The 23,119-nt window shown below is 69.0% G+C and carries 24 protein-coding genes and 1 pseudogene; 10 read left to right on the top strand and 15 right to left on the bottom strand.

The genetic code is table 11. The features are described 5' to 3' along the window. Positions 1-27: 27 nt before the first annotated feature. From BHQ18_RS23420 to BHQ18_RS23410, 3 genes are all read right to left on the bottom strand, one after another. Positions 28-633 carry an Rv1078 family RDD domain-containing protein gene (locus BHQ18_RS23420; RefSeq protein WP_084294301.1) on the bottom strand — a complete coding sequence of 202 codons (606 nt, stop codon included), beginning with the start codon at positions 631-633 and terminating at the stop codon, positions 28-30. Between the two features lie 128 nt (positions 634-761). Beyond that, positions 762-2,162, bottom strand: coding sequence for a cystathionine beta-synthase (locus BHQ18_RS23415; RefSeq protein WP_069416041.1), 1,401 nt, complete (start codon positions 2,160-2,162; stop codon positions 762-764). Between the two features lie 41 nt (positions 2,163-2,203). Then, complete coding sequence (locus BHQ18_RS23410) at positions 2,204-3,265, bottom strand: alpha/beta hydrolase fold domain-containing protein (RefSeq protein ID WP_069416040.1); 1,062 nt, start codon at positions 3,263-3,265, stop codon at positions 2,204-2,206. A 207-nt stretch (positions 3,266-3,472) separates the two neighbouring features. Between BHQ18_RS23410 and BHQ18_RS23405 the strand changes: the two genes are divergently transcribed. Then, complete coding sequence (locus BHQ18_RS23405; RefSeq protein WP_069416039.1) at positions 3,473-4,447, top strand: SGNH/GDSL hydrolase family protein; 975 nt, start codon at positions 3,473-3,475, stop codon at positions 4,445-4,447. Positions 4,448-4,482: 35 nt separating this feature from the next. Beyond that, complete coding sequence (locus tag BHQ18_RS23400) at positions 4,483-5,700, top strand: acetyl-CoA C-acetyltransferase (protein WP_069416038.1); 1,218 nt, start codon at positions 4,483-4,485, stop codon at positions 5,698-5,700. A 64-nt stretch (positions 5,701-5,764) separates the two neighbouring features. Here the strand turns inward: BHQ18_RS23400 and BHQ18_RS30625 are convergent. Further along, positions 5,765-6,146: pseudogene (locus BHQ18_RS30625) on the bottom strand (hypothetical protein); the annotation flags it as partial. A gap of 142 nt (positions 6,147-6,288) precedes the next feature. Continuing rightward, positions 6,289-7,137 carry a Bax inhibitor-1/YccA family protein gene (locus BHQ18_RS23395; RefSeq protein ID WP_069416037.1) on the bottom strand — a complete coding sequence of 283 codons (849 nt, stop codon included), beginning with the start codon at positions 7,135-7,137 and terminating at the stop codon, positions 6,289-6,291. A gap of 162 nt (positions 7,138-7,299) precedes the next feature. Here BHQ18_RS23395 and BHQ18_RS23390 point away from each other — a divergent pair, with 162 nt between their 5' ends. Genes BHQ18_RS23390 through BHQ18_RS23380 form a run of 3 tightly spaced genes read left to right on the top strand, consistent with a single transcriptional unit; the run spans position 7,300 to position 10,835 of the window. Then, complete coding sequence (locus tag BHQ18_RS23390; protein WP_069416036.1) at positions 7,300-8,343, top strand: enoyl-CoA hydratase/isomerase family protein; 1,044 nt, start codon at positions 7,300-7,302, stop codon at positions 8,341-8,343. Beyond that, on the top strand, positions 8,343-9,119 hold the full coding sequence (locus BHQ18_RS23385; protein WP_069416035.1) for an enoyl-CoA hydratase: 777 nt from the start codon (positions 8,343-8,345) through the stop codon (positions 9,117-9,119). Before BHQ18_RS23390 ends, BHQ18_RS23385 begins: the two co-directional genes overlap by 1 nt. Before the next feature lie 42 nt (positions 9,120-9,161). After that, positions 9,162-10,835, top strand: a complete 1,674-nt coding sequence (locus BHQ18_RS23380) for an alpha/beta hydrolase (RefSeq protein WP_069416067.1) — start codon at positions 9,162-9,164, stop codon at positions 10,833-10,835. Here the strand turns inward: BHQ18_RS23380 and BHQ18_RS23375 are convergent. Beyond that, entirely contained in the window at positions 10,832-11,200 is a 369-nt protein-coding gene (locus BHQ18_RS23375; protein WP_069416034.1) for a rhodanese-like domain-containing protein, read from the bottom strand. The two genes, BHQ18_RS23380 and BHQ18_RS23375, sit on opposite strands and share 4 nt — an antisense overlap. Positions 11,201-11,202: 2 nt before the next feature. Next, on the bottom strand, positions 11,203-11,775 hold the full coding sequence (locus BHQ18_RS23370; protein WP_084294297.1) for a cysteine dioxygenase: 573 nt from the start codon (positions 11,773-11,775) through the stop codon (positions 11,203-11,205). A 251-nt stretch (positions 11,776-12,026) separates the two neighbouring features. Between BHQ18_RS23370 and lpqV the strand changes: the two genes are divergently transcribed. Both lpqV and BHQ18_RS23360 read left to right on the top strand, forming a co-directional pair. After that, entirely contained in the window at positions 12,027-12,464 is a 438-nt protein-coding gene (gene lpqV / locus BHQ18_RS23365; RefSeq protein WP_069416033.1) for a lipoprotein LpqV, read from the top strand. Between the two features lie 19 nt (positions 12,465-12,483). After that, positions 12,484-13,491: a patatin-like phospholipase family protein gene (locus BHQ18_RS23360; protein ID WP_069416032.1), complete on the top strand. Its 1,008-nt coding sequence runs from the start codon at positions 12,484-12,486 to the stop codon at positions 13,489-13,491. Between the two features lie 141 nt (positions 13,492-13,632). Here BHQ18_RS23360 and BHQ18_RS23355 read toward each other — a convergent pair whose 3' ends face one another. After that, positions 13,633-14,478 carry a patatin-like phospholipase family protein gene (locus BHQ18_RS23355; RefSeq protein ID WP_205866175.1) on the bottom strand — a complete coding sequence of 282 codons (846 nt, stop codon included), beginning with the start codon at positions 14,476-14,478 and terminating at the stop codon, positions 13,633-13,635. Positions 14,479-14,512: 34 nt separating this feature from the next. Continuing rightward, positions 14,513-15,562, bottom strand: coding sequence for an NAD(P)H-dependent amine dehydrogenase family protein (locus BHQ18_RS23350; RefSeq protein ID WP_069416030.1), 1,050 nt, complete (start codon positions 15,560-15,562; stop codon positions 14,513-14,515). 166 nt (positions 15,563-15,728) lie between these two features. Here BHQ18_RS23350 and BHQ18_RS23345 point away from each other — a divergent pair, with 166 nt between their 5' ends. Next, complete coding sequence (locus BHQ18_RS23345) at positions 15,729-16,040, top strand: hypothetical protein (protein ID WP_069416029.1); 312 nt, start codon at positions 15,729-15,731, stop codon at positions 16,038-16,040. 67 nt (positions 16,041-16,107) lie between these two features. On the opposite strand, the gene BHQ18_RS23340 is transcribed toward BHQ18_RS23345, so the two are convergent. Then, positions 16,108-16,404 (bottom strand): hypothetical protein, encoded by a 297-nt coding sequence (locus BHQ18_RS23340; RefSeq protein ID WP_069416028.1) that lies wholly within the window; start codon positions 16,402-16,404, stop codon positions 16,108-16,110. A gap of 146 nt (positions 16,405-16,550) precedes the next feature. Next, complete coding sequence (locus BHQ18_RS23335; protein ID WP_069416027.1) at positions 16,551-17,927, bottom strand: cation:dicarboxylate symporter family transporter; 1,377 nt, start codon at positions 17,925-17,927, stop codon at positions 16,551-16,553. Between the two features lie 98 nt (positions 17,928-18,025). Here BHQ18_RS23335 and BHQ18_RS23330 point away from each other — a divergent pair, with 98 nt between their 5' ends. Together BHQ18_RS23330 and BHQ18_RS23325 are read left to right on the top strand one after the other, a co-directional pair. Then, on the top strand, positions 18,026-19,579 hold the full coding sequence (locus BHQ18_RS23330) for a sensor histidine kinase (RefSeq protein ID WP_069416065.1): 1,554 nt from the start codon (positions 18,026-18,028) through the stop codon (positions 19,577-19,579). Then, a complete protein-coding gene (locus BHQ18_RS23325) occupies positions 19,576-20,265 on the top strand; it encodes a response regulator (RefSeq protein ID WP_069416026.1) in 690 nt (229 codons plus the stop codon). Before BHQ18_RS23330 ends, BHQ18_RS23325 begins: the two co-directional genes overlap by 4 nt. A gap of 3 nt (positions 20,266-20,268) precedes the next feature. Here the strand turns inward: BHQ18_RS23325 and BHQ18_RS23320 are convergent, their stop codons facing one another. The 4 genes from BHQ18_RS23320 to BHQ18_RS23305 form a co-directional block, all read right to left on the bottom strand. Further along, on the bottom strand, positions 20,269-21,315 hold the full coding sequence (locus tag BHQ18_RS23320; RefSeq protein WP_109789390.1) for an MmpL3/TtfA transport complex stabilizer: 1,047 nt from the start codon (positions 21,313-21,315) through the stop codon (positions 20,269-20,271). A 378-nt stretch (positions 21,316-21,693) separates the two neighbouring features. Continuing rightward, positions 21,694-22,107, bottom strand: a complete 414-nt coding sequence (locus tag BHQ18_RS23315) for an STAS domain-containing protein (RefSeq protein ID WP_131815731.1) — start codon at positions 22,105-22,107, stop codon at positions 21,694-21,696. A gap of 78 nt (positions 22,108-22,185) precedes the next feature. Beyond that, the gene (locus tag BHQ18_RS23310) at positions 22,186-22,635 is read right to left on the bottom strand and encodes an ATP-binding protein (protein WP_069416024.1); all 450 of its coding nucleotides are present in this window, start codon (positions 22,633-22,635) and stop codon (positions 22,186-22,188) included. A gap of 32 nt (positions 22,636-22,667) precedes the next feature. After that, positions 22,668-23,015, bottom strand: a complete 348-nt coding sequence (locus BHQ18_RS23305) for an STAS domain-containing protein (protein WP_069416023.1) — start codon at positions 23,013-23,015, stop codon at positions 22,668-22,670. Between the last annotated feature and the right edge of the window lie 104 nt (positions 23,016-23,119).

Genomic DNA, 23,119 nt, shown 5'->3' with positions numbered 1-23,119 from the left:
AGACCTTCCAGGTTGGCGGCTACTGATTCAGTTGGGCAGACAGACGGTTTTGATGAGCTTATCGGCGATGGTCTGGCGTTTGGCGTCCCACAGCGGGAACAGGTACCCGATGTAGCAGATGAGCGCGTCGAGGATGTGGGCCAGCTGACGAACCACCGACATGCCGAAACCAATTGGTCGACCGGTGTTTTCGCTGACAACCTGGAACTTGAGGATCGACTTGCCGACACTCGAGCCGGTGGTGCCCTGCCGGTAGCCGAAGTTCCAGATGGCATACACCAGAACCAGGATCGAGCTGACGAACACCGCCAGCTGTCCGGTTGTCGAGGCGCCCGTCGCGCAGAACTCGCCCAGTTCGAACTCGGAAACGTCGGTGATACAGACGGTTTCGCGGGTGCCGAGCAGGAGTGCGTAGCCGATGCCCTGCAGCAGGAACACCGGGATGTAGTCGATCAGCCAGGCCAGCAGGCGGGTGAACCAGGATGTGTAGGCGTCGGTCGGTAACGCCTGAAGTCCTTGTGGCGGTGGCGGATAACCGCCAGCCGGAGGTGGATAGGCGTCGCCGGGGGGCGGGGGTGGTGGATAGCCGCTGGGCGGCGGCGGATAGCTTCCTGGTGGCGGTGGGTCGGTCATGACGCCTTCCAGTCTGAGCTGAGCTGAGGTCGAGCGTGCTTAATCTACCTGAAAGGTGGCTGTGTGCTGGGATTTCAGCGCGGAAGTCGACCGTTCCCGACGGTATGGAACGCCGGAGCTACTCGAAGTCAGCGCACGCGGCGCTTGTTGCCTTCGGACAGGAATCCGAGGAGGTCGTGGCGGGTCAGCACACCGACCGGCTTGCCCTCCTCGACCACCATCACTGCGTCGCTCTCACGCAGCGCCGTGGCCGCTTCGGTGACCAGTTCACCCGCGCCGATCAGCGGCAGCGGCGGGCTCATGTGCTCGGCGACCGCGTCGGCCAGCTTGGCCCGCCCCTCGAACACTGCCGACAGCAGTGCGCGCTCGGACACGCTGCCCGCGACCTCGCCGGCCATCACCGGCGGTTCGGCGCCGACCACGGGCATCTGCGAGACCCCGTACTCGTGCAGGATCCCGATCGCGTCGCGCACCGTCTCCGACGGGTGGGTGTGCACCAGGTCCGGCAGCGCCCCGGACTTCCCGCGCAGCACGTCGCCGACGGTCGGCTCCTCGACGCTGCCGTCGAGCGGGGTGCGCAGGAAGCCGTACGACGACATCCAGTCGTCGTTGAAAATCTTTGACAGATAACCTCTTCCGCCGTCGGGCAGCAGCACCACGACCAGCGAGTCGGGGCCGGCCCGCTCGGCCACCTTGATCGCCGCGACGACCGCCATCCCGCACGAACCGCCGACCAGCAGCGCCTCTTCGCGGGCCAGGCGCCGCGTCATGTCGAACGAGTCCGCGTCGGAGACCGCGATGATCTCGTCGGGCACCGCGGGGTCGTAGGCGGCGGGCCAGAAATCCTCGCCGACCCCTTCGACCAGGTAGGGCCGGCCGCTGCCGCCCGAGTACACCGAACCCTCCGGGTCGGCGCCGATCACCTTGACCTTCCCGTCGGACACCTCCTTGAGGTAGCGGCCCGCGCCGGTGATGGTGCCGCCGGTGCCGACGCCGGCCACGAAGTGGGTGATCGCGCCGTCGGTGTCCGACCAGATTTCCGGTCCGGTCGACTCGTAGTGCGACTCGGGGCCCATCTGGTTGGAGTACTGGTCAGGTTTCCAGGCACCGTCGATCTCGGAGACCAGCCGGTCGGAGACGCTGTAGTAGCTGTCGGCGTGGTCGGGCGGCACCGCCGTCGGGCACACCACCACGTCGGCGCCGTACGCGCGCAGCACGTTGCGCTTGTCCTCGCTGACCTTGTCCGGGCACACGAAGATGCACTTGTACCCGCGCTGCTGGGCCACCAGGGCCAGGCCGACGCCGGTGTTGCCGGACGTCGGCTCGACGATGGTGCCGCCCGGTTTGAGCTCACCGCTGGCCTCCGCGGCGTCGATCATCTTGATCGCGATGCGGTCCTTGGAGCTGCCGCCGGGGCTGAGGTACTCGACCTTCGCGACGACCCGACCGGCGCCCTCGGGGACCACGGAGTTCAGCTGCACCAGAGGGGTGTTGCCGATGAGCTCACTGATGTGCTGGGCGATCCGCATGACTCCATCGTGTCAGGCGGCGTGCGGGCTCGGAAGCCGGGCTACCAGGTCGCCTCTCGGATGTAGTCGCCGATCTGCCGCAGCGACCTGGTGGCCTCGGGAACGGCCGGGGCGGCGAGCTGGAACACGTGCATCTGGCCTGGCCAGACCCGGACCTCGACCGGGACACCGGCCGCGGCCAGCCGTCGTGCCGCCTTGCGCGCGTCGCTGACGAGCACCTCCGAGCCGGACACGTGGATCAGCGTGCGCGGCAGGCCGGGTTCGATGTGGTCGAGCGGTTCGTAGACCTCTTCGGGCTTGCCGTCGGTGAAGTGCCTGCCCGCGGCCTCCTTGACCAGATCGACCAGCGCGTAGAACGCCCGCGGCGGGAACATCGCGTCGCTGTGGATGTTCGGGTGGTTGGCCCTGGTTTCGTTGTCGATCTCGAACAGCGGCGACATGGTCACCATCGCCGCGGGCACCTCGCCCTCGAGGCCCTCGCGCTGCAACCGCTCGGCCAGCGCCAGCGCCAGGTAGCCGCCTGCCGAATCGCCGGCCAGCACGATCTGATCGGGTTCGTAGCCCTTGAGCCGCAGCCACTTGTAGGCGTCGTAGCAGTCGTCGACAGCCATCCCCACCGAGTGCTTGGGGATCATCCGGTAGTTGACCACCAGCACCGGGCAGTCGGCGTAGCCCGACAGCGCCTGCACCAGCCGGCCGTGCGAGTTGACGCCGCACGTCAGGAACGCGCCGCCGTGCATGTAGAGGATGACGCCGCGTTTGCCGTCGGCGGGCAGCACCCCCGGGGCCCGGACCAGTTGCGCGGTGCAGTTCGGCAAAGAAATGGTCGCGCGGATGGTGCCGGGTGCGGGCCGGGCGATCCGGGCCGCGAAGTCCACCAGTCCCCACGGCCACGGCAGCCGCGGAGCGTAGCTGCCGATAGCTAGGGTGGGCCGGATAGTTAGCGCGGCCACAAGCGAGGTGAGCCGGCCCGCGATGCTCGGCCCGTCTTCGACGACCTCGACCGGCGCGCCGTCGCTGACCGGAAACTTGCGCGGCTTACGCGCCTGTACAGGGGATACTCCTGGCCGGTGAGTTTTGCCGGCCTTACTTGGTGCGGTCATGACAACCACTTCCTCGGGACGCTCAAGCCCTGATAGTGCGAAGCACGCCTAATTTTCTGAAGCGAGATCCGTATCTTAGCTTGACACCTTTTGTTCTATATAAACAATCAACGAGTCAATTTCGATACCGGACTTGATACCGCAATGTGATCGCCCGTACCGGCCGCCACGCGGATAACCCTGGAAAACCGACCTAAACTTGCGGCCGTGGGCACCACCCGCCTTGCGACCACCGTCGCGGTTGCCGCCGCGGCGACGGGTTCGGCGTACCTCGGGGCGCGCAACCTGCTGATCGGCCAGGCCGACCAGGCCCGCCAGACGATCCCCAAGGCGTGGGACATCCCGCCGCGCGCGGACGGTGTGTACGCGCCCGGCGGCGGACCGGTCGAGCGGTGGCACCGCGACGTGCCCGCCGATCTGCACCTGATGGTCTTCGGCGACTCGACGGCCACCGGGTACGGCGCCGCCACCGCCGAGGAGGTGCCGGGCGTGCTGCTGGCGCGCGGCCTGGCCGAGATCTCCGGCAGGCGAATCCGGCTGTCCACCAAGGCCATCGTCGGGGCGACGTCGAAGGGCCTGTCCGGTCAGATCGACGCGATGTTCGTCGCGGGCCCGCCGCCGGACGCCGCGGTGATCATGATCGGCGCCAACGACATCACCCGGCCCAACGGGATCGGGCCGTCGGCGCGCCGGCTCGGCAAGGGGGTGCGCCGGTTGCGCGACGCCGGAGCCGTCGTCGTGGTCGGTACCTGCCCGGACTTCGGGGTCATCACCGCGATCCCCCAACCGTTGCGTGCCTATGCCCGCAGCCGCGGGCTGCACCTGGCCCGGGCCCAGGCCGCGGCGGTGCGCTCGGCGGGCGGGATCCCGGTCCCGCTGGCCGATCTGCTGGCGCCGCACTTCCGCAAGACGCCCGACGTGTTGTTCTCGCCGGACATGTTCCACCCGTCGGGCGCCGGCTACGAGTTGGCCGCCAGGCAGCTGCTGCCTGCGCTGTGTACCGCGCTGAGCGACTGGCTCGGCGGGGCGGCACCGGAGTTGCCGTGGCAGTCGCGCTCCGGTGAGGGTTTCGCGCTGCTGGGCCGTGTCGGAGGGCTGAGCAGGCTCTGGCGTCGGTCGACTGGGGTGCCGGCGCCGGTGCTGGGTGGGGTGCCCACGCCGGCGGCGCTGCCGGCCAGCTAGGTTCACTGCTGTACCGATGGATGCGAGGAGACGCCATGCCTGAAGCCGTGATTGTCGCGACCGCGCGGTCGCCGATCGGCCGTGCCGCCAAGGGATCGCTTGTCGACATGCGCCCCGACGACCTGGCCGCTCAGATGGTGCGCGCGGTGCTGGACAAGGTGCCCGCACTCGATCCCCGCGACATCGACGACCTGATCATGGGCTGCGGTCAGCCCGCCGGCGAGGCCGGCTTCAACGTCGGCCGGGCGGTCGCCGTGCAGCTCGGCTACGACTTCCTGCCGGGCACCACGGTCAACCGGTACTGCTCGTCGTCGCTGCAGACCACCCGCATGGCGTTCCACGCGATCAAGGCCGGCGAGGGACATGCGTTCATTTCCGCTGGCGTGGAGACGGTTTCGCGGTTCCCCAAGGGCACGGCCGACGGCTGGCCCGACAGCAAGAACCCGATCTTCGCCGACGCGATGAGCCGCTCGGAGCAGTCCGCCGCGGGCGCCGAGGAGTGGCACGACCCCCGCGAGGACGGTGCGCTGCCCGACGTCTACATCGCGATGGGCCAGACCGCCGAGAACGTCGCGCTGCACACCGGGATCAGCCGCGAGGACCAGGACCACTGGGGTGTGCGGTCGCAGAACCGCGCCGAGGAGGCCATCAAGAGCGGCTTCTTCGAGCGCGAGATCGTGCCGGTGACGCTGCCCGACGGCACCATCGTCTCCACCGACGACGGTCCGCGCGCGGGCACCACGTACGAGAAGATCAGCCAACTCAAGCCGGTGTTCCGGCCGAACGGCACCGTGACCGCGGGCAACGCCTGCCCGCTCAACGACGGCGCCGCCGCGGTGGTGGTGATGAGCGATGTGCGGGCCAAGGAACTGGGGCTGACCCCGCTGGCGCGCATCGTGTCGACCGGTGTGAGCGGGCTGTCGCCGGAGATCATGGGCCTGGGCCCGATCGAGGCCACGAAGAAGGCGCTCGCCAACGCCGGCATGTCGATCGGCGACATCGACCTCTACGAGATCAACGAGGCGTTCGCGGTGCAGGTGCTCGGTTCGGCGCGGGCGCTGGGCATGGACGAGGACAAGCTCAACGTGTCCGGCGGTGCGATCGCGCTGGGCCACCCGTTCGGCATGACCGGTGCGCGGATCACCGCGACGCTGCTGAACAACCTGACCACCCACGACAAGACGTTCGGTCTGGAGACCATGTGCGTCGGCGGCGGGCAGGGCATGGCGATGGTGATCGAGCGGCTGTCCTGACTTCGCGTTGACTCTGCGTTCAGGTCGCAAAAATGCGTGAAATCGCTGCCTGTGCGCAGAATCAACCCATGTCGAGGAAGTAGCGCCGGCTGCCGTCTGGGACTCCATACCGGGATCTACGTGCGGGGCCGCGGGAACCGGCGCGCATCAGCAGCAGCCGCAACCAGGTTTCCTTCGGTGACTCGGCGCCGGCGTCCATCAGGTCCAGCGCCTCGGCGAGTTGGCGCAGCCCCCGGGTATGACGGTGCCGCGAGACCGGCTATCACGGCCCGCCGCCGCGACCACAGCCATGCCGCGACGGTGCGCTGCCGAAGCGACGGCTCGATCCCCCTGTGCAGGTACACGTTCGGCATGATCGTGCGGTAGTTGGTGTGCAGGTCGTATCGGCTCAACACACCGGACGCGAGCGCCTCGGAGCCGATGAACGGTGCGGTCGTCCCCCCCAATGAACTCAGACTGCCGCCGCAGGACGTTGACTCTGCGGCTACGACCCCGATCTGTGGATGAATCGCGACTTGTGCGCAGAGTCAACGCCGGAGAAACGAAAAGGCCCGGCACATTTCGTGCCGGGCCTCGTCGTCAGGACTGCTATTCGCTGTTGAAGTAGGACAGCAGGCGCAGGATCTCGATGTACAGCCAGACCAGCGTGACGGTCAGGCCGAGCGCGACGCCCCATGCCGCCTTCTCCGGAGCACCCGCGCGGACCATCTGGTCGGCCGAGTCGAAGTCGATCAGGAAGCTGAACGCCGCCAGGCCGATGCACAGCAGCGAGAAGCCGATCGCCAGCATGCCGCCGTCGCGCAGGCCGAGGCCCGCACCGCCGCCGACACCGAAGACCGCCAGCACCAGGTTGAGCAGCATCAGCGCGACGACACCGAACAGGCCGGCGACGATGAAGCGGGTGAACTTCGGGGTCACGCGGATCGCGCCGGTCTTGTAGACCACGAGCATGCCGAAGAAGACACCGAGTGTGCCGACGATCGCCTGCGCGATCATGCCGACGCCGCCCACCGAGATCACGTTCGCCAGGACGAACGAGATCGCGCCGAGGAACAGGCCTTCCAGGCCCGCGTAGCTCAGCACGATCGCCGGATTGTCCTGCTTGCGACCGAACGTCGCGATCAGCACGAGCGCCAGGCCGCCGAGCGCGCCCACCAAGGTGAACGGCATGGCCAGGCCGAGGTTCTGCGAGACCAGGTAGTACGACACGACCGCGACGGCCGTCAGCACCGCCAGCGTCATCCCCGTCTTGGTGACGACGTCGTCGATGGTCATCGGGCGCGCGACACCGGCCTGCTGCTGGTCCGGGTACTGCGTCACATAGGGGTCGGCGTGTACCGCCTGCGTACCGTAGGCGGCTGCCCCGGTACCGAACTGCGCATATCCGCCCTGCGTTTTAGGCAGGGATCGGAATACGGGGTTGCTGGATTCCCGCACCGTCGTTCCTCTCCGTGATGTCATTCGTCAAGCGGCGAACACACCGTCAACGTCTAGGGGTCCTGGTCGGTTCCCGGCCCGGCCGACAACTTTTCCAGCGACTTCACAGGAAACCCTACCCGGAGGCCCCTCCGGACGGGAGACGTTCTAGATTGCATACTCGTGGGCGAAAACGAGGATGTCCTAGTAACTGTTGACCGCGGCGTCGGGCTGATCACCCTCAACCGGCCGAAGGCCATCAATTCGCTGAACCACGCGATGGTGACCGCGATGGCGCAGGCGCTCGCCGACTGGGCGACCAACGACGACGTCTCCGCCGTGGTGATCGACGGCGCAGGTGAGCGCGGCCTGTGCGCAGGTGGCGACATCGTTGCGCTTTACCACAGCGCCCGCGCCGAGGGCGCCGAGCAGGGCCGCGAGGCGCGCGAATTCTGGTACGACGAGTACCTGCTCAACGCCGCGATCGGCCGGTTCCCCAAGCCGTATGTGGCGTTGATGGACGGCATCGTGATGGGCGGTGGAGTCGGGGTCAGCGCCCACGGCAGCGTGCGGGTGGCCACCGACACCACCCGGATGGCGATGCCCGAGGTCGGCATCGGCTTCATCCCCGACGTCGGCGGCACCCGGATCCTGTCGCACGCCCCGGGCCTGCTGGGCTTTCACGCCGCGCTCACCGGCGCGAACTTCGACGGCGCCGACGCGATTGCGCTCGGCTTCGCCGACCACTACGTGCCGCATGAGAAGCTCGCCGACTTCAAGGAGGCGATCCTGGCCGACGGGGTCGACGCCGCGCTGAGCGCCTTCGCCGTCGAACCGCCGGCCAGCAAGCTTGCCGCACAACGGGACTGGATCGACCGGTGCTACGCCGCCGAGACGCCCGTCGCTATCGTCGCCGCCCTGCGCGAGCACGGCGGCGACGCCGAAGAAGCGGCCAACCTGATCGAGACCCGCTCACCGGTCTCGGTCTCGGTCACGTTGGAAGCCCTGCGCCGCGCCGCGAAACTCGACACACTCGAAGACGTGCTGCGCCAGGAGTACCGCACCTCGTGCGCCTCGCTGCGCTCGCACGATTTCGTCGAGGGCATCCGCGCCCAGGTCGTCGACAAGGACCGTAACCCGAAGTGGTCGCCTGCCTCGTTGGCGGCCGTCACCCCCGCCGACGTCGAGGCCTACTTCGCGCCGGCTGACCGCGAACTGGAGTTCTGATGACCGACTACGAGACCATCCTCGTCACCCGCGACGACCGGGTGGCCACCATCACGCTGAACCGGCCGAAGGCGCTCAACGCGCTCAACAGCCAGGTGATGGTTGAAGTCACCACCGCCGCAGCCGAATTGGACAGCGATCCGGGCGTCGGCGCGATCATCGTGACCGGCAACGAGAAGGCGTTCGCCGCAGGCGCGGACATCAAGGAGATGGCGAGCCTGACGTTCGCCGATGTCTACAGCAGCGACTTCTTCGCCGCCTGGGGGAAATTCGCGGCCACCCGCACTCCCACCATCGCCGCGGTCGCCGGCTACGCGCTCGGCGGTGGCTGCGAGCTGGCGATGATGTGCGATCTGCTGATCGCCGCTGACACCGCGAAATTCGGTCAGCCGGAGATCAAACTCGGCGTACTGCCGGGTATGGGGGGTTCGCAGCGCCTCACCCGGGCGATCGGCAAGGCCAAGGCGATGGACCTGATCCTGACCGGCCGCAACATGGACGCCGAGGAGGCCGAACGGGCCGGCCTGGTGTCCCGGGTGGTGGCCGCCGACGCGCTGCTCGACGAGGCCAACGCGGTCGCCAAGACCATCGCCGGGATGTCGCTGTCGGCGGCGCGGATGGCCAAGGAGGCCGTCGACCGCGCGTTCGAGACCACCCTGGCCGAAGGACTGCTCTACGAACGCAGGCTGTTCCATTCGGCATTCGCGACCGAGGACCAGACCGAGGGCATGACCGCGTTCACCGAGAAGCGCCCGGCGAACTTCCGCCACCGTTAATCTGCGGGGGTGACCGACACCCGCGACGACACCGCCCCGGCGGTGCAGGCACCGCCGCAGCAGGCCGACAAGTCCGGCAAGCCGTGGTGGGTTCGGCACTACACGTTCACCGGCACGGCGCTCGGGCTGGTGTTCATCTGGTTCTCGCTGACACCATCGCTGCTCCCGCGCGGCCCGCTGTTCCAAGGTCTGGTCAGCGGCGGCGCCGGGGCTTTCGGGTACGGGCTCGGCGTCTTCCTGGTGTGGCTGATGCGCTACATGCTCTCGCGCGACACCAGCCCGCCCGCCCCGCGCGTCGCGTGGATCGCGCTGGTGGTGATCGGCGTCGTCGGCCAGATCCTGATGATCGTCTACTTCCACACCTGGCAGGACGAGGTACGCGACCTCATCGGCGTTGCGCGGATGAGCTTTTGGGGCCATCCGCTGACCGCGGTGCTGTCGATCGTCACGCTGTTCGTGCTTGTGGAGGTCGGACAGTTGATCGGCAGGCTGGTGCGGTTCCTGGTGCGGCAGCTCGAACGTGTTGCGCCGCCGCGGGTCTCGGCCGTGGTCGTGGTGGTGCTGCTGCTGGCATTGTCGATCGCGCTGCTCAACGGCATCGTGGTGCGCTTTGCAATGGACACCATCAACAAGACGTTCGCGGCGGTCAACGACGAGGCCGACCCGGATTTCGCGGCGCCGGCGTCGCCGCTGCGTTCGGGCGGCCCGGAATCGCTGGTGACGTGGGAGTCGCTGGGCCACCAGGGCCGGGTGTTCGTCTCGGCGGGGCCGACGGTGGAGGAGCTGTCGGAGTTCAACGGACGACCGGCGATCGAGCCGATCCGCGCCTACGCCGGTCTGCATTCGGCCGACGGCATCCGCGAGACCGCGGCGCTGGCCGCCCAAGAACTGCAGCGCACCGGCGGACTGGACCGCGCGGTGATCGCGGTCGCCACCACCACCGGCACCGGCTGGATCAACGAGGCCGAGGCCGCGACGCTGGAGTACATGTTCAACGGCGACACCGCGATCGTGTCGATGCAGTACTCGTTCCTGCCGAGTTGGCTGTCGTTCCTGGTCGACAAGGAGAACGCCCGCCAGGCCGGGCAGGCGCTGTTCGAAGCCGTCGACGAACTCGTCCGCGCGATGCCCGAGGGTGACCGCCCACGGCTGGTGGTGTTCGGCGAGAGCCTCGGATCGTTCGGCGGGGAAGCCCCGTTCCTGGCGCTGAACAACCTGGTGGCCCGCACCGACGGCGCGTTGTTCAGCGGCCCCACGTTCAACAACACGATCTGGAACCAGCTGACCCGCGACCGCGACCCGGGTTCGCCGATGTGGCTGCCCATCTACGACAAAGGCGAGAGCGTCCGCTTCGCGGCCCGCGCAGACGATCTCGGGCGCCCCGACGACCCGTGGTACGAGCCGCGGGTGGTCTACCTGCAGCACGCGTCCGACCCGATCGCCTGGTGGAGTCCGGATCTGTTGTTCTCCGAACCGGACTGGCTCAAAGAACCCCGCGGTTACGACGTCCTGGGGCGCGTGCAGTGGATTCCGGTGGTGACGTTCCTGCAGGTGTCGGCCGACATGGCGGTGGCCGTCGACGTGCCCGACGGACACGGTCACGTCTACGTCAAGGACGTCGCCGACGGCTGGGCCGCGGTACTGCAGCCGCCGGGGTGGACACCGGAGAAGACCCAGCGCCTGCGGCCGCTGCTGTCCAACGACGAAAGCGCCTAGCCGACAACCTCTTTGAGTGCGTGGTACCCACCGATGACGTCGGTCGCGCGGTGCAGTCCGAGGTCCAGCAGCGACGCCGCGGCCAGGCTCGACGTGTAGCCCTCCGAGCACAGCACCACCCACTCGACGTCGTCGTCGACGGCCTGCGGCAGCCGCGCGTCGCTGGTCGGGTCGCAGCGCCACTCCAGCACGTTGCGCTCGATCACCAGCGCACCCTCGACCGAGCCTTCCCGGTCCCGTTGGGCCTGCGGCCGGATGTCGACCAGCAGCGCGCCGCGTTCCAGCGCCGCGGGCACCTCCGCCGCCGTCAGCCGGCGCAGCCGCGCGCGGGCGTCCGCCAGGACCGTGTCGATCCGACTTGCCATGGTCATCCTTCCGGCGTGTCGGTCAGCTCGGTCCGGTTGCGGCGCAACGTGTTGCGCTCGGTGACCTCGTAGTACGACATTGCGGTCAGCGGTGGCGAGTAGGCGTGCACGCTCAACGTCGGCTCCGACGGTGCGGCGGGAGCCAGTTGGATCGGCTCGGACCGGTCGGGAGCCCACACCACGTCGTGCACCCACCCGAGCGGGAACGCGGCCTGATCCCCGGCGTGGAGCCGGCGGCGACGCAACGCCTCACCGTCCCAGCGGGTTTCGCGCAGCGCACCCGAGATCACGGTCAGCGCGCCGAGCGAGCCGCCGTGGTCGTGCAGTTCGGTCGAGCGGTCCGGCACCCAGCTGATCAGCCAGACGTCGAGTTCGTCGTCGCCGTGCAGCCGGGTGAACCACCGCTCGTCGCGGGGTGGGCCGCCGTCGGGCACCAGGTGGTCGTAGCGGCCGCTGAGCACGTCGTCGGCGGCGCGGTCGGTGGCCAGCAGCAGATCGGGCAGCCGCAACCGGGTCGGCGCGGAAACCGCGGGAATGGTGGACGAGAAGGGGAGGGACAAGGCAGGCGTGGCCATGGGGGGCTCCAGGGAGTGCGAACGGAAGGGACGGGGCGCTAAGCCCGACAACACTCCCGGCGTCCACTGGTCACGGCCGCCAGTGTGGACCAACACCTTGCACGTCGCCAGCGCCTGCTGCTCACCGCGCCGCCCGCTGCGGCATCGGCGCAGGCCAACGCGCCGGTCCCGGTCGCGCGACAAACATTCACCGTGAGCGCAAGTCGACCGCGGCCCCGTGCGCCGGGAGCGATCAGCTTAGATTGACCGACATGAGCAGGCAGTTCGCATTCGCCGTCGCGGCGGCCCTCACCCTCGTCATCGCCGGGTGCTCGTCGGACACCGGCGGCGGCACGGACACCGCGGCGCCCACGTCGTCCCCGGCGACCACCGCCCCGGCGGGCGAGGAGACCCCGACCGCGGCGCCCGGATCCGTCGCGGTCTCCCCCGGCGGGGTCACGACGGCGGTCGGCGCGCCCGCCCAGTCCACCGAGGAGGAGTACTCCAAGGCCTGCACCGCGGCCAAGCAGTGGATGGACGAGCGCGGCGGCGACCCGAAGACCCAGATCGAGCCGTACCTCGGCATGCTGCAGTCCACCGACGCGGCCGGTCCCGGGACCTACGACACCCCGTGGTCACAGCTGCCACCGCCGCGGCAGGCGGCGGTCATCGTCGCGGTGCAGGCCGCCGCCGAGGCCCTGTGCGGCTGAACCGGCGCACAATGACGGCATGGCTGGCAAGCGGGTAGCGCTGGCGCTGGGCAGCGGCGGCGCCCGGGGATACGCCCACATCGGCGTCATCGAGGAACTGCAGGACCGCGGCTACGAGATCGTCGGTGTCGCCGGGTCCTCGATGGGCGCGCTCGTCGGCGGGCTGCACGCGGCGGGCAAGCTCGACGATTTCTCCGAATGGGCGCGGTCGTTGACCCAGGGGGCGGTGCTGCGCCTGCTCGACCCGTCGATCACCGCGGCCGGGGTGCTGCGCGCGACGAAGATCCTCGACGCCGTGCGCGACATCCTCGGCGAAGTCCGCATCGAGGACCTGTCGATCCCCTACACCGCGGTGACGACGGATCTGATCGCCGGCAAGTCGGTGTGGCTGCAGCGCGGCCCGGTCGACGCCGCGATCCGCGCGTCGATCGCGATCCCCGGCGTGATCGCCCCGCATCTGCTCGACGGTCGGCTGCTCGCCGACGGCGGCATCCTCGAACCGCTGCCGATGGCCCCGATCGCCGCGGTCAACGCCGACCTCACGATCGCGGTGTCGCTGGCGGGCAGCGAGGCCGCCGGCGCCGAGGAGCCGGCCGAACCGGGCTCGCGCGCCAGGACCGAATGGTTGTCGCGGGTCTGGCGCAGCACGACGGCGCTGTTCGAGTCCAACGCGGTGCTCGGCCGCTTCGGTACCGACCAGACCGCCGACCGTGGCGCCGGCGAGGGCGACAGCACCGTAGAACTCGTCGACGCCACCAAGGAGGCCGAGTCCACCCGGGACGCCACGGTGCCCAAGCTCGGCAGTTTCGAGGTGATGAACCGCACGATCGATATCGCCCAGGCGGCCCTGGCCCGCCACCAGCTGGCCGGCTATCCTCCGGACCTGCTGATCGAGGTGCCCCGATCCGCTTGCCGCAGTTTGGATTTCCACCGCGCCGCGGAGGTCATCGAGATCGGCGTGGAGCTTGCGGCCGCCGCGCTCGACGTGCTCGAGAACCGGCCCGCGGGCGTCGTCGGCGAGGACTAGACACCGGCCGCTAGTGTCGTGAGTCGTTGAATCGGGTGCAGTACATCGTCATGGGTCATCTGGGCCGCGAGAAGAACGTCGACACCATGTGGCCGGTCCGAATCCCGCGCACTGCTGTGTCTGAACTTTCGACTCAGGACACTAGACACCGAGGAAGTCGGCGACCCGCGCGGCGACCGTGCGGCCCTGCACGCGGCCGGCCCGAGCCGACGGCGCCCGGCACGCCGGATCGAGCGGGTTGACACCGAACGCGGCCAGCGACGCGTCGTCGGCGAACACCGCGAACGCGTTGCGGGCGGCGACCTCCTCGACGGCGCCGGCACCCCACGGCGACGGTGACGCCTCACCCTGCGGGATCAGCGCGACTGCCGCGTCGCAGTCGTCGGCGACGGCCATGTTGACCGTGCTGCCGACGCCGCCGTCCATGAACCGGCGGGCGCCGATCGTGACCGGCGGCCACACGCCGGGCACCGCGCAGCTGGCGGCGACCGCGTCGACCAGCGAAACACCCGAGGACCGGTCGAACGCGACCAGTTCACCGGTGGCGGTGTCGATCGCGGTGATCCGCAGCTCGCGGTCCGGCCATTGGTGCGACGGCAACCGGTGCTCGATCACCTCGCGGCGGACGGCTTCGGTGACGGTGTCGGCGGTCAGCGCGATCGCGCCGATCCGCTGCAGCTTCTCGGCCTTCGAACCGGGCGCGGTCATCGCCGACAGGAACAGCTCGGTGATCTCCTCGATCCCGGTACCGGGGTTGATCTCCGCCGACTCCGCCGACATCTGCCGGTCGAACAGCGCGGGCATGTCCAGTCCGCTGCCGAGTTGGGCGGCCACCGCCGACCCCGCCGACGTACCGACCAGCACATCGGCGGCCAGCAGCGCCGTGGCGGCGGCCGGCGATTCGTCGGCGATCCCGGTCAGCACGCCCGTCTCCCACGCGATTCCCGCCAGCCCGCCACCGGCGAGCACCAGTGCTCGTCTCGTCACAGCCCGTGAGTGTGCCAGGCGACGGCCCGCGCGGTCAGGCCAGGTCCGGCGCCGCGCGCCCACTGAGCAGCGGCAGGTCGAGATACGTCGCGATCCCCGGCTCGGCGGCGCAGACCGCGGGCACCGAGTTCACGCAGTGCGCGGCGGTTCCGACGATCCCGTACTCGGGGCCCTCGCCCCCGACGACCGACTGGAAGCCCTTGACCACGATCGAGACGTCCGGATTGCCGCGCACCTCCATCTCGTACCGTTGCCCTTCGGGACCGAAATCCCATGCGGGGTCCAGGTTTTCCTCACCCATCAGCCAGTTCACCGTGACCCGCACGACGGGCTCGTCGCCGACCGTCGCCTCCCAGTGGAACTTTCGGCCCGCGACCTGACCCGGCTCGATCACGCCGATCGGCGACTCGATCGGCGCGGTGGCCACCGCGATCTCCTGCGACGAACGCACTTTCGGGTCGGCGGCGAACCCGACCTTGTCGACGATCATCCGCACCGCCTGGATGAAGCCGCCGTCGAGCAGCTTCTGTATGGGGCCCGAGAGGGCCTTGTCGGGCACCTCGCCGAACCCCATCACGTGCCGCACGACATCGGGGGCTTCATAGGTGCGCAGGTCGGAGAACTCTTCGGCGCGAACAAAAGTCACGCCGGTCGAGAACGCCGAGAACAGCAGCGGGAACTTCTCGCTGATCCCGCCGGGCGCGATCCCGGTGCCGTGTAACGTCGCGTTGCCCGCCAGCGCCGCCTCGCGAAGCGGGGCGCCCTGCCGGTCGCTGGGGTACACCCAGCCGACCGGTGTGACGACGTTCTTGCCGGACCGCAGCAGCGCGGCCACCTGGTCGGGGTCGGGCAGCAGCGGCGAGTAGATCACCGCGTCGGCGTCGAGGGCCAGGATCTCCTCGACGCTGTTGGTCGCGATCACGCCGAGCGGTTCGGTGCCGATGAGCTCGCCGACGTCGCGGCCCGCCTTGTCCGGTGAATGCACCCAGCAGCCGGCGAGTTCGAGGTCGGGGTGGTCGAGCACGCCCTTGATGGCGGCGACGCCGACCCCGCCGGTCGCCCACTGCACCACTCGCAGAACCATGGTCGCTCCTCCCGCGAAACTAGAACACGTTCTACTTGCAGGTCTACACCACTTCTCCCCGCGAGCAGACACAGAATCGCGTAAACAGCCCCGAAGTGATGCGATTCTGCGTCTGCTCGCCAGGGGAAAAGGCGGCGTCCGGACGCTGATGGCGCACAATGGTCCAATGCGGACGATACGGGTGCTCGCCGCCGCGGCCGGCGTGGCCGGGCTGCTGGCGGCGACGACGGCGGTGGCCTCGGCACAGCAACAGTCGGCGACCGAGGTGATCAGCAAGCTGCAGTCCGAGGGCTACACGGTGACCATCGACCGCATCGGCACCGGCCCGATCGAGGACTGCGTGGTCACCAATGTTCGCAACCCGCAGCAGTTCGGGCAGTTGGTGCCCTACATCGGGCCCGGCGCCCGCGGCCAGCGGTTCCTGGTGCCGCAGGTGACCAGCCAACCGGTGTCGGTGTCGCTGGACTGCTCGCGCTGACCTACGAACGCTGACCTGCAAACGAAAAAGCCCGGCCGAGGATCATTCGGCCGGGCTTTCTCGTAGCTCACCGCCGCGAGCAGTCGGCGGTGACGGTGATGGACCGCTGCGCGACGACCTGGATGAGGTCGTTACCGCGACGCACCAATTCCGTTCGCTCACGCGGATTCCGGATGTCGGTGATGACGCACTCGTCGAGCGAGGCGCTGCCGATCTTGTTGACCCGCACATCGAAACCCTGCGCCTCGAGCGTGGCGATGGTCAGCTGCGCGGACTCGGCCGCCGACGCCGTCGCCGTGGGCCCGAGCATCAGCCCGCAGGCCGCCGCCGCGAATCCCGTCATCAGTAACAGCGTTGCGCGCATGACGCGCTCCCTTCATGTTCTCGCGGCCCCGGTGGCCGTCACGCGGTACGACGAGCAAGTCGCCGGAAGGGTTCAACGCGGTGGTGAAAACACCGAAACTGCGGGCAGATCGCGGATGCCGACCTGCCCGCAGTCTCGATGCGCGGCTAGGCGGTGGCGGGTTCGCGCTGCGCCGCAGGCGCGTCGTGGCCGGTGTCGACCATGGTCAACTCGTCGAACGGATCGTCGCCGCGCAGCACGGTGTCGACACGTTCGCGGTCGATGGTCTTGGTCCAGGAGCCGACGAGGATGGTGGCGACCGCGTTGCCGGAGAAGTTGGTCAGCGCGCGTGCCTCGGACATGAACCGGTCGATCCCGACGATCAGCCCGACACCGTCGAGCAGATCCGGCCGGTGGCTCTGCAGTCCACCCGCCAGCGTGGCCAGCCCGGCGCCGGTGACACCCGCGGCGCCCTTGGAGGCGACGATCATGAACACCAGCAGCCCGATCTGTTCTGGCAGCGACAGCGGGTCGCCCAGCGCGCCGGCGATGAACAGCGACGCCATCGTCAGGTAGATCGCGGTGCCGTCCAGGTCGAACGAGTATCCGGTGGGCACCACGACGCCGACGGTGCTGCGGTCCACACCGAGGTGCTCCATCTTGGCGATCAGCCGCGGCAGCGCGGACTCCGACGACGAGGTCGACACGATCAACAGGTACTCGCGGGCCAGGTAGCGGACCAGCTTGAAGATCGACACCCCGGACACCGTCCGCAGGATCACGCCCAGCACGCCGAACACGAACAGCACGCACGTCACGTAGAAGCCCAGCATCAGCCCGAGCAGCTGGGTCACCGCGGTCCAGCCGGTCTGGCCGACGACGTTGGCGATCGCGCCGAACGCGCCGATCGGGGCCAGCCACAGGATCATCACCAGGACCTTGAACACCAGCTTCTGCAGGTGCTCGATGCCGCGCAGGATCGGCTCGCCGGCTGACCCCATGGCCTGCAGCGCGAACCCGACGAGCAGCGCGACGAACAGCGCCTGCAGGACGCTGCCCGCGGTCAGCGACGAGAACAGGGTCTCGGGGATGATGCCGGCGACGAAGTCCATCAGACCGCCTGCCTCGTGCGCCTTCTCGGCGAGCTCGGCGCCCTTGCCCGCGGCGCTCTCGGTGAGGTTCATCCCGGAACCCGGGTGCAGGATGTTGCCGACGACGAGCCCGATCGCCAGCGCGAACGTCGACATCAGCAGGAAGTACACGAACGCCAGGCCGCCGACCTTGCCGACGGTGGCGGCTTTGCGCACCGAGCCGATGCCCAGCACGATCGTGCAGAAGATGACCGGCGCGATCATCATCTTGATCAGGTCGACGAACATGGTGCCGAGCACGCCGACGCTCGTGCCGACGTCCGGGGCGAGGATACCGACCGCGACGCCGGCGAACACCGCGATCAGCACCGCGATGTAGAGCCAGTGGGTGCGGTCGCGGCGGCGGGCCGGTTGTTCCGGCTCGGGCGCGGTCGGGCGGTCGAGGACGGTCATTTGTACCTCCAGTCACGGAACGCGGTCTGCAAGTAGGGTCGACCCCGGCGTGAGCCAGGTCACGCTTTAGTTCATTTCGTTCAGCGCAGGAGGTGTCGGTGAACCGGTGGCGGCCCAGATCGCTGGCGACCCAGGCGATCGCACTGCAGATCCTGGTGATCGCGGTGATCGTGCTCGCCGGTAGCGCGCTGGCGCTGCTCGACGCCCGCCGGGACGGCGACGCAGCGGCCCGCGAGCAGGTGCTCGGGATCGCCACCGCGCTGGCGGATTCACCGTCGACCGCGGCGGCCATCGAATCCGGAAGGGCCACTGCGGTTCTGCAGCCGGTGACCGAGGCGGTGCGCAGACAGACCGACATCGCGTTCATCACGATCATGGCGCCCGACCGCACCCGGTTCACCCACACCGACCCGGAGCAGATCGGCGCCAAGTACATCGGCACCGTCGAACCCGCGCTGCGGGGTGAGACGTTCTCCGAGACCTACACCGGGACCCTGGGACCGTCGATCCGCGCGGTGGCGCCGGTGCGCGACGACGCGGGCCGGATCGTCGGGCTGGTCTCGGCGGGCATCCTGCAGACCAGCCTGGCCGATCGCTGGCGCTCGCAGGTCCCGGTCATCGTCACTGTAACCGTTGCCGCGCTGGCGATTTCACTGGCCGGGGTCTGGCTCATCCGGCGGCGGCTGCTGCGTCAGACGCACGGGTTGCGACCCGACGAGCTGCGGGTGATGTACGAACACCACGACGCGATCCTGCACTCGGTCTCCGAGGGCCTGCTCGTGCTGGACCGCAGCGGCGTGGCCCTGGTCAACGACGAGGCGCGACGGCTGCTGGCGCTGCCGCCCGGACCCGTCGACCGCGCCGATCTGCCCGACTTCCTGCGCAGCGCCGACCCCGGTGTCCGCGACGAGGTGCATGTCACCGCCGACCGGGTGCTGGTGGTCAACCGCTCGCAGGTCGCGACCGCCGTCCCGGACTCCGAGGTCGTCACGATCCGCGATCGAACCGAATTACAAGGCGCCCTAGGTGAACTCAACTCGCTGAAGGTGCTGACCGACACGCTGCGCTCGCAGGCGCACGAGGCCGCCAACAAGCTGCACACCGTTGTCACGATGGTGGAGATGGGCCGCCAGGAGGAGGCGGTGCGGTTCGCCACCGACGAACTGGAACTGACCCAGCGGCTTGTCGACCGGCTGTCGGCCGCGGTGGGCGAACCCGCTCTGGTCGCGCTGCTGCTGGGCAAGACCGCGCAGGCCGACGAACGCGGCATCGAGCTGACCGTCACCGAGGACACCCGGCTGCCGTCCGACAGCGACCGCGTCCCGCTGACCGGTTCGGAGATGGTCACGGTGCTGGGCAACCTGATCGACAACGCGATGGACGCCTGCGACCGCGACGACCCGTGGGTCGAGGTCACCGTGCAGATGGTCGACGGCACGCTGATCCTGCGGGTGGCCGACAGCGGGCCGGGCATGGACCTCGACACCTTCGCCAGGGCGACGCAGCGCGGATACTCCACGAAGAGCGACCCCGACCATCACGGTCTCGGGCTGGCGCTCGTCGCGCAGGTGGTCACCCGCCACCACGGCACCCTGACCACCGACGTCACCTACGGTTCGGTGGTGACGGTGACCGTGCCGGAGGCGTCGTGATCAACGTGCTGATCGTCGAGGACGAGCCGCTGATCGCCGAGGCCCATCAGACGTATCTCGCTCGGCTGTCCGGCTTTTCGGTGAGCGCGGTCGCCCACACCGCCCGCGACGCGATGCGGCACGCGTCGGCCGCGGCCGCCACCGACGCCCCGGTCGATCTGGTGCTGCTGGACATCGGGCTGCCCGATGCGAACGGAATCGCGCTGGCCAAGGCACTGTCCGGGCTGGTGCCTGCGCCCGACATCATCGCGATCACCTCCGAGCGTGACCTGGAGATGGTGCGGGCGGCGGTGGGCCACGGGGCGCTTGCGTATCTGCTCAAACCGTTCACATTCGCCGCGTTCCGCGACCGGCTGGAGGGCTACCGGCGTTACCGGCGGGCGCTGCCCGCCGGCACCCAGGCCGCCAGCCAGGCCGAGGTGGACCGCGCGCTGGCCGAACTGCGCGTCAGCCCGGCGAAGGGTTCGACACCCAAGGGCACGGCGCCGGGCACCAACGACGAGATCGCGCGCGCGGTACGGGATTCCGCGGACGGGGTCACCGCCGACGACGTCGCACGACTGGTGGGGGTGTCGCGGGTGACGGCGTGGCGCTACCTCGAACGGCTCGCCGACGACGGCGTCCTGACCCGGCACACCGATTACGGCAAGGCCGGCCGGCCCAAGACCCGCTATCAGTGGCGCTGACCGTCAGGCGTGCACGGGCTCCAGTTCGCGGTGGTCGGCGACGATCGGGTCGGTCGCCATGAACTCCGAGTACAGCAGCGGCATCGTCATCTCCACGGCGAACGCGGTGACGTGGCCGTCGTAGTCGGCGACGTAGAGCGGGCCGCTGTGCGAGTCGACCGTCACGCAGGACGGCCGCGCGCCGACGGTGAGGGCGTCGATGACCTGCAGGGTCAGCGTGCACACCACGACCACACGGTCGTAGTCGACGACGTAGGCCCTGGACTTGTCGGCGCCGACGGCCAGCTGGGTCGGGGCGCCGCCGAGGTCGACGATCCCGGTGATGCGGCCGGTCGCCAGCTCGACGACGTGGAGCACGCCGCCGCGGGCGCGGTCCGAGCTCAGGACATATCCGGTGTCGCCGCTGATCGCGATGTCGCGGATCGGCGCGCCGATGCGCACGGCGTGCTCGACGCGGGCCGTCTCGACGTCGACGATCACGACCGCGCTGCCGCGGGCGTCGGTGGTTGCGATGTAGAGACGGGTTCCGGCCGGGTCGACGGCCAGCGCGTCGATGCCGATGCCGGCGCCGGTGGCGACGTCGATGGTGCCCACCCGCTCGGCGGTGACGTCGATGACCGCGACGTCGATGTGGCCGTCACCGGTGCGCCCGGCGTAGACGCGCTTGCCGTCCGGGCTGACCGCCAGGGCGGTCACGTTCTCGGTCAGCGGGTACGACGCGAGCACCGCCTTGGAGGTGGTGTCGATGATCGTCACCTCGTCCTTGTGGGTCCACGACGACGTGCTCACGTAGGCGCGGTCGTCGTGTACGGCCACGGCGAACGGTTCCCCGTGCACGGCCATGATCGACTCGACCGCCAAGGTGCGGGCGTTCAGGACAGCGACGCTGTCGTCGCCGGGATGGGTGGTCAGGATGCGGCCGGTCGTGGTGACCGCGATGTCGCCGACGGCGCCGCGGCGCACATCGGTGGCGCCCAACGTGGTGGCGTTCGGATCCGTGCGTTTGGTGCCGGGCTTGTCAGCACTTGCGCGCGAAAAAAGATCAGCCATAGTTTTCGGTACCTCCGCCGGCATGACGTGCACCGGCCTTCGAGTTCAAGTCAATTCGCGCCAAGGCGGCGCGGTTCTTGTTCGAGTCTAGCGACGAAATACGACAAGCCGCCGTGCCGCGAACCCGGTTCCGCCGTTGTCCGCGGGAACCTCTCAGACACTACTTAGAAAACTTCCCGTTACCTGTTCGTTATCTCTAGGGAGCAACCGGGATTGGCGCTTTGATCAGTGACAATGCCTGTCCCGCAACGCTCTTCACACAGGCCGACAGCGCACGCGGAATCACAAACTCTTAGCCTTGCCGGACAAAGTGAGCGGTAGATCACATACCGACACGCCAGCAAAGAGACAACAGCAGCCTCGTCGGTCACATCGGTGTCAGGCCGGCTGTACCAGACGCAGCACGGTCTCGCCGCGGCGCGCTGTCGGGCCCGCATCGAGGAGCGGGATGACGTGCTCGCGGTCGCAGATCGCAAGGACCCGGGCGACCGCCGCACCGGGCAGCACCGACCACGGCACTCCCGCGCGGGTCAGGTGGGCGTTGACGGCGTGCAGGGCCGCGACGGCGTCGATCGCGATGAACTCGAGCGCGGACAGGTCGAGCAGGACTCGTTCGGCGTCGCCGACGGCCTCGCACACCGCGAGCGAGAACTCCTTGGCGTTGGCGGCGTCGACCTCACCGGTCGCGAAGATGGTCACGTTCGCCGCACCCGGGCCCGCCCACGCGCCGCAGGTCACCGTCAGCCGTCGCCCCGGCCCTGACACCGGGCGGGGGATCGCCGCAACAGACATGAGCGCTCGCTTCCTGCGGATCGACTCAGTTAGCCGCCTGTACCCACGCCGCGGGCGAAGCAAACAAAGAGATGCCGGTTACGCCGACGTGGCGAACGGCTCTTCCGAGGAAAGCGGGCAGCCGTTGAATTCGAGGCGCACCTGAGTGCCGGTCGGGGTGCGGTCGATGGTGGCGCGATCGGACAGCGCTTCCATCAGCTCGATACCGCGCCCGCGGGTGTTCGGGGTGCCGTCAGGCTCTTTGTGAAGCCAGGCGCCCTGGTCGGCCACGACGGCGACGAGGCGGCGGTCGGCGGCGTTGTAGTGGGCGGTCACCGACATCGTGCCGCCCTCGGGACGGTCGACGTAGGCGAACTCCGCGGAGTTCGTCAGCGCCTCGTTGACCGCCAGCAGGACATCGTTGAATCGCTCGGCGTCGAGCGCGAAGTTCTCCCGCAGCCACTGGGCGAAGGCATTGCGGAACTCGGCCACCGTCTGCGCGTCGGCGCGGCCGTTGGAAGAAAACCCGAGTTCCGTAGGAGCGTTCATGATGCCGTCTGGTTACCCCTTCGGTCGCGCGCTCACGCAGAAAGATTCTCGAGCGCCGCGTCGAGTGACGAGAATAACCCGATCACGTCGGCAATCCCGGTGATCTTCAACGGTCGACTGGTGGCGGGTCCCTCGGCTACCACCGCGAAGCGGGTCTCGGTGCCGTCGGTCTGGTTGTGCGTCTCCATCAGTACCTGCATGCCGGCCGACCCGAGGAACTCGACCGGAGTCAGGTCGACGACCAGGCCCGTCGGGTTCTTCGCCAGCGCCGCCGCGATGGCCTCCCGCAACTGGGGAGCCGTCAGCATGTCCAGATCGCCGGAGGCGGTGACGACCGCCACCTGGTCCACCCAGGACTCGGTGCAAAGTTGTCCGTCCAAGCTTCACCTCTTGTTTGGCAACCACCGTAGCGGTCATGGCCGGTAACGAGAGGCTGCAGTCTGAACCCGCGCAACAGGGTAGCTGACTGTGCTGACCCGACGCA

This window comes from Mycolicibacterium flavescens, from assembly GCF_001722335.1.
GTDB lineage: Bacteria > Actinomycetota > Actinomycetes > Mycobacteriales > Mycobacteriaceae > Mycobacterium > Mycobacterium flavescens.
The sequence above is the reverse complement of the archived record's forward strand: the minus strand, read 5'-3'. Positions and strand labels throughout refer to the sequence as shown.

Coding starts and splice junctions, on each gene's coding strand:
- BHQ18_RS23335 (WP_069416027.1), bottom strand. CDS start 17,927: ATGACCGTCCTCGACCGCCCGACCGCGCCCGAGCCGGAACAACCGGCC.
- BHQ18_RS23385 (WP_069416035.1), top strand. CDS start 8,343: ATGACCGACTACGAGACCATCCTCGTCACCCGCGACGACCGGGTGGCC.
- BHQ18_RS23340 (WP_069416028.1), bottom strand. CDS start 16,404: ATGCGCGCAACGCTGTTACTGATGACGGGATTCGCGGCGGCGGCCTGC.
- BHQ18_RS23370 (WP_084294297.1), bottom strand. CDS start 11,775: ATGGCCACGCCTGCCTTGTCCCTCCCCTTCTCGTCCACCATTCCCGCG.
- BHQ18_RS23400 (WP_069416038.1), top strand. CDS start 4,483: ATGCCTGAAGCCGTGATTGTCGCGACCGCGCGGTCGCCGATCGGCCGT.
- BHQ18_RS23420 (WP_084294301.1), bottom strand. CDS start 633: ATGACCGACCCACCGCCACCAGGAAGCTATCCGCCGCCGCCCAGCGGC.
- BHQ18_RS23320 (WP_109789390.1), bottom strand. CDS start 21,315: ATGGCTGATCTTTTTTCGCGCGCAAGTGCTGACAAGCCCGGCACCAAA.
- lpqV (WP_069416033.1), top strand. CDS start 12,027: ATGAGCAGGCAGTTCGCATTCGCCGTCGCGGCGGCCCTCACCCTCGTC.
- BHQ18_RS23345 (WP_069416029.1), top strand. CDS start 15,729: ATGCGGACGATACGGGTGCTCGCCGCCGCGGCCGGCGTGGCCGGGCTG.
- BHQ18_RS23410 (WP_069416040.1), bottom strand. CDS start 3,265: ATGACCGCACCAAGTAAGGCCGGCAAAACTCACCGGCCAGGAGTATCC.
- BHQ18_RS23310 (WP_069416024.1), bottom strand. CDS start 22,635: ATGAACGCTCCTACGGAACTCGGGTTTTCTTCCAACGGCCGCGCCGAC.
- BHQ18_RS23350 (WP_069416030.1), bottom strand. CDS start 15,562: ATGGTTCTGCGAGTGGTGCAGTGGGCGACCGGCGGGGTCGGCGTCGCC.
- BHQ18_RS23315 (WP_131815731.1), bottom strand. CDS start 22,107: ATGTCTGTTGCGGCGATCCCCCGCCCGGTGTCAGGGCCGGGGCGACGG.
- BHQ18_RS23360 (WP_069416032.1), top strand. CDS start 12,484: ATGGCTGGCAAGCGGGTAGCGCTGGCGCTGGGCAGCGGCGGCGCCCGG.
- BHQ18_RS23375 (WP_069416034.1), bottom strand. CDS start 11,200: ATGGCAAGTCGGATCGACACGGTCCTGGCGGACGCCCGCGCGCGGCTG.
- BHQ18_RS23415 (WP_069416041.1), bottom strand. CDS start 2,162: ATGCGGATCGCCCAGCACATCAGTGAGCTCATCGGCAACACCCCTCTG.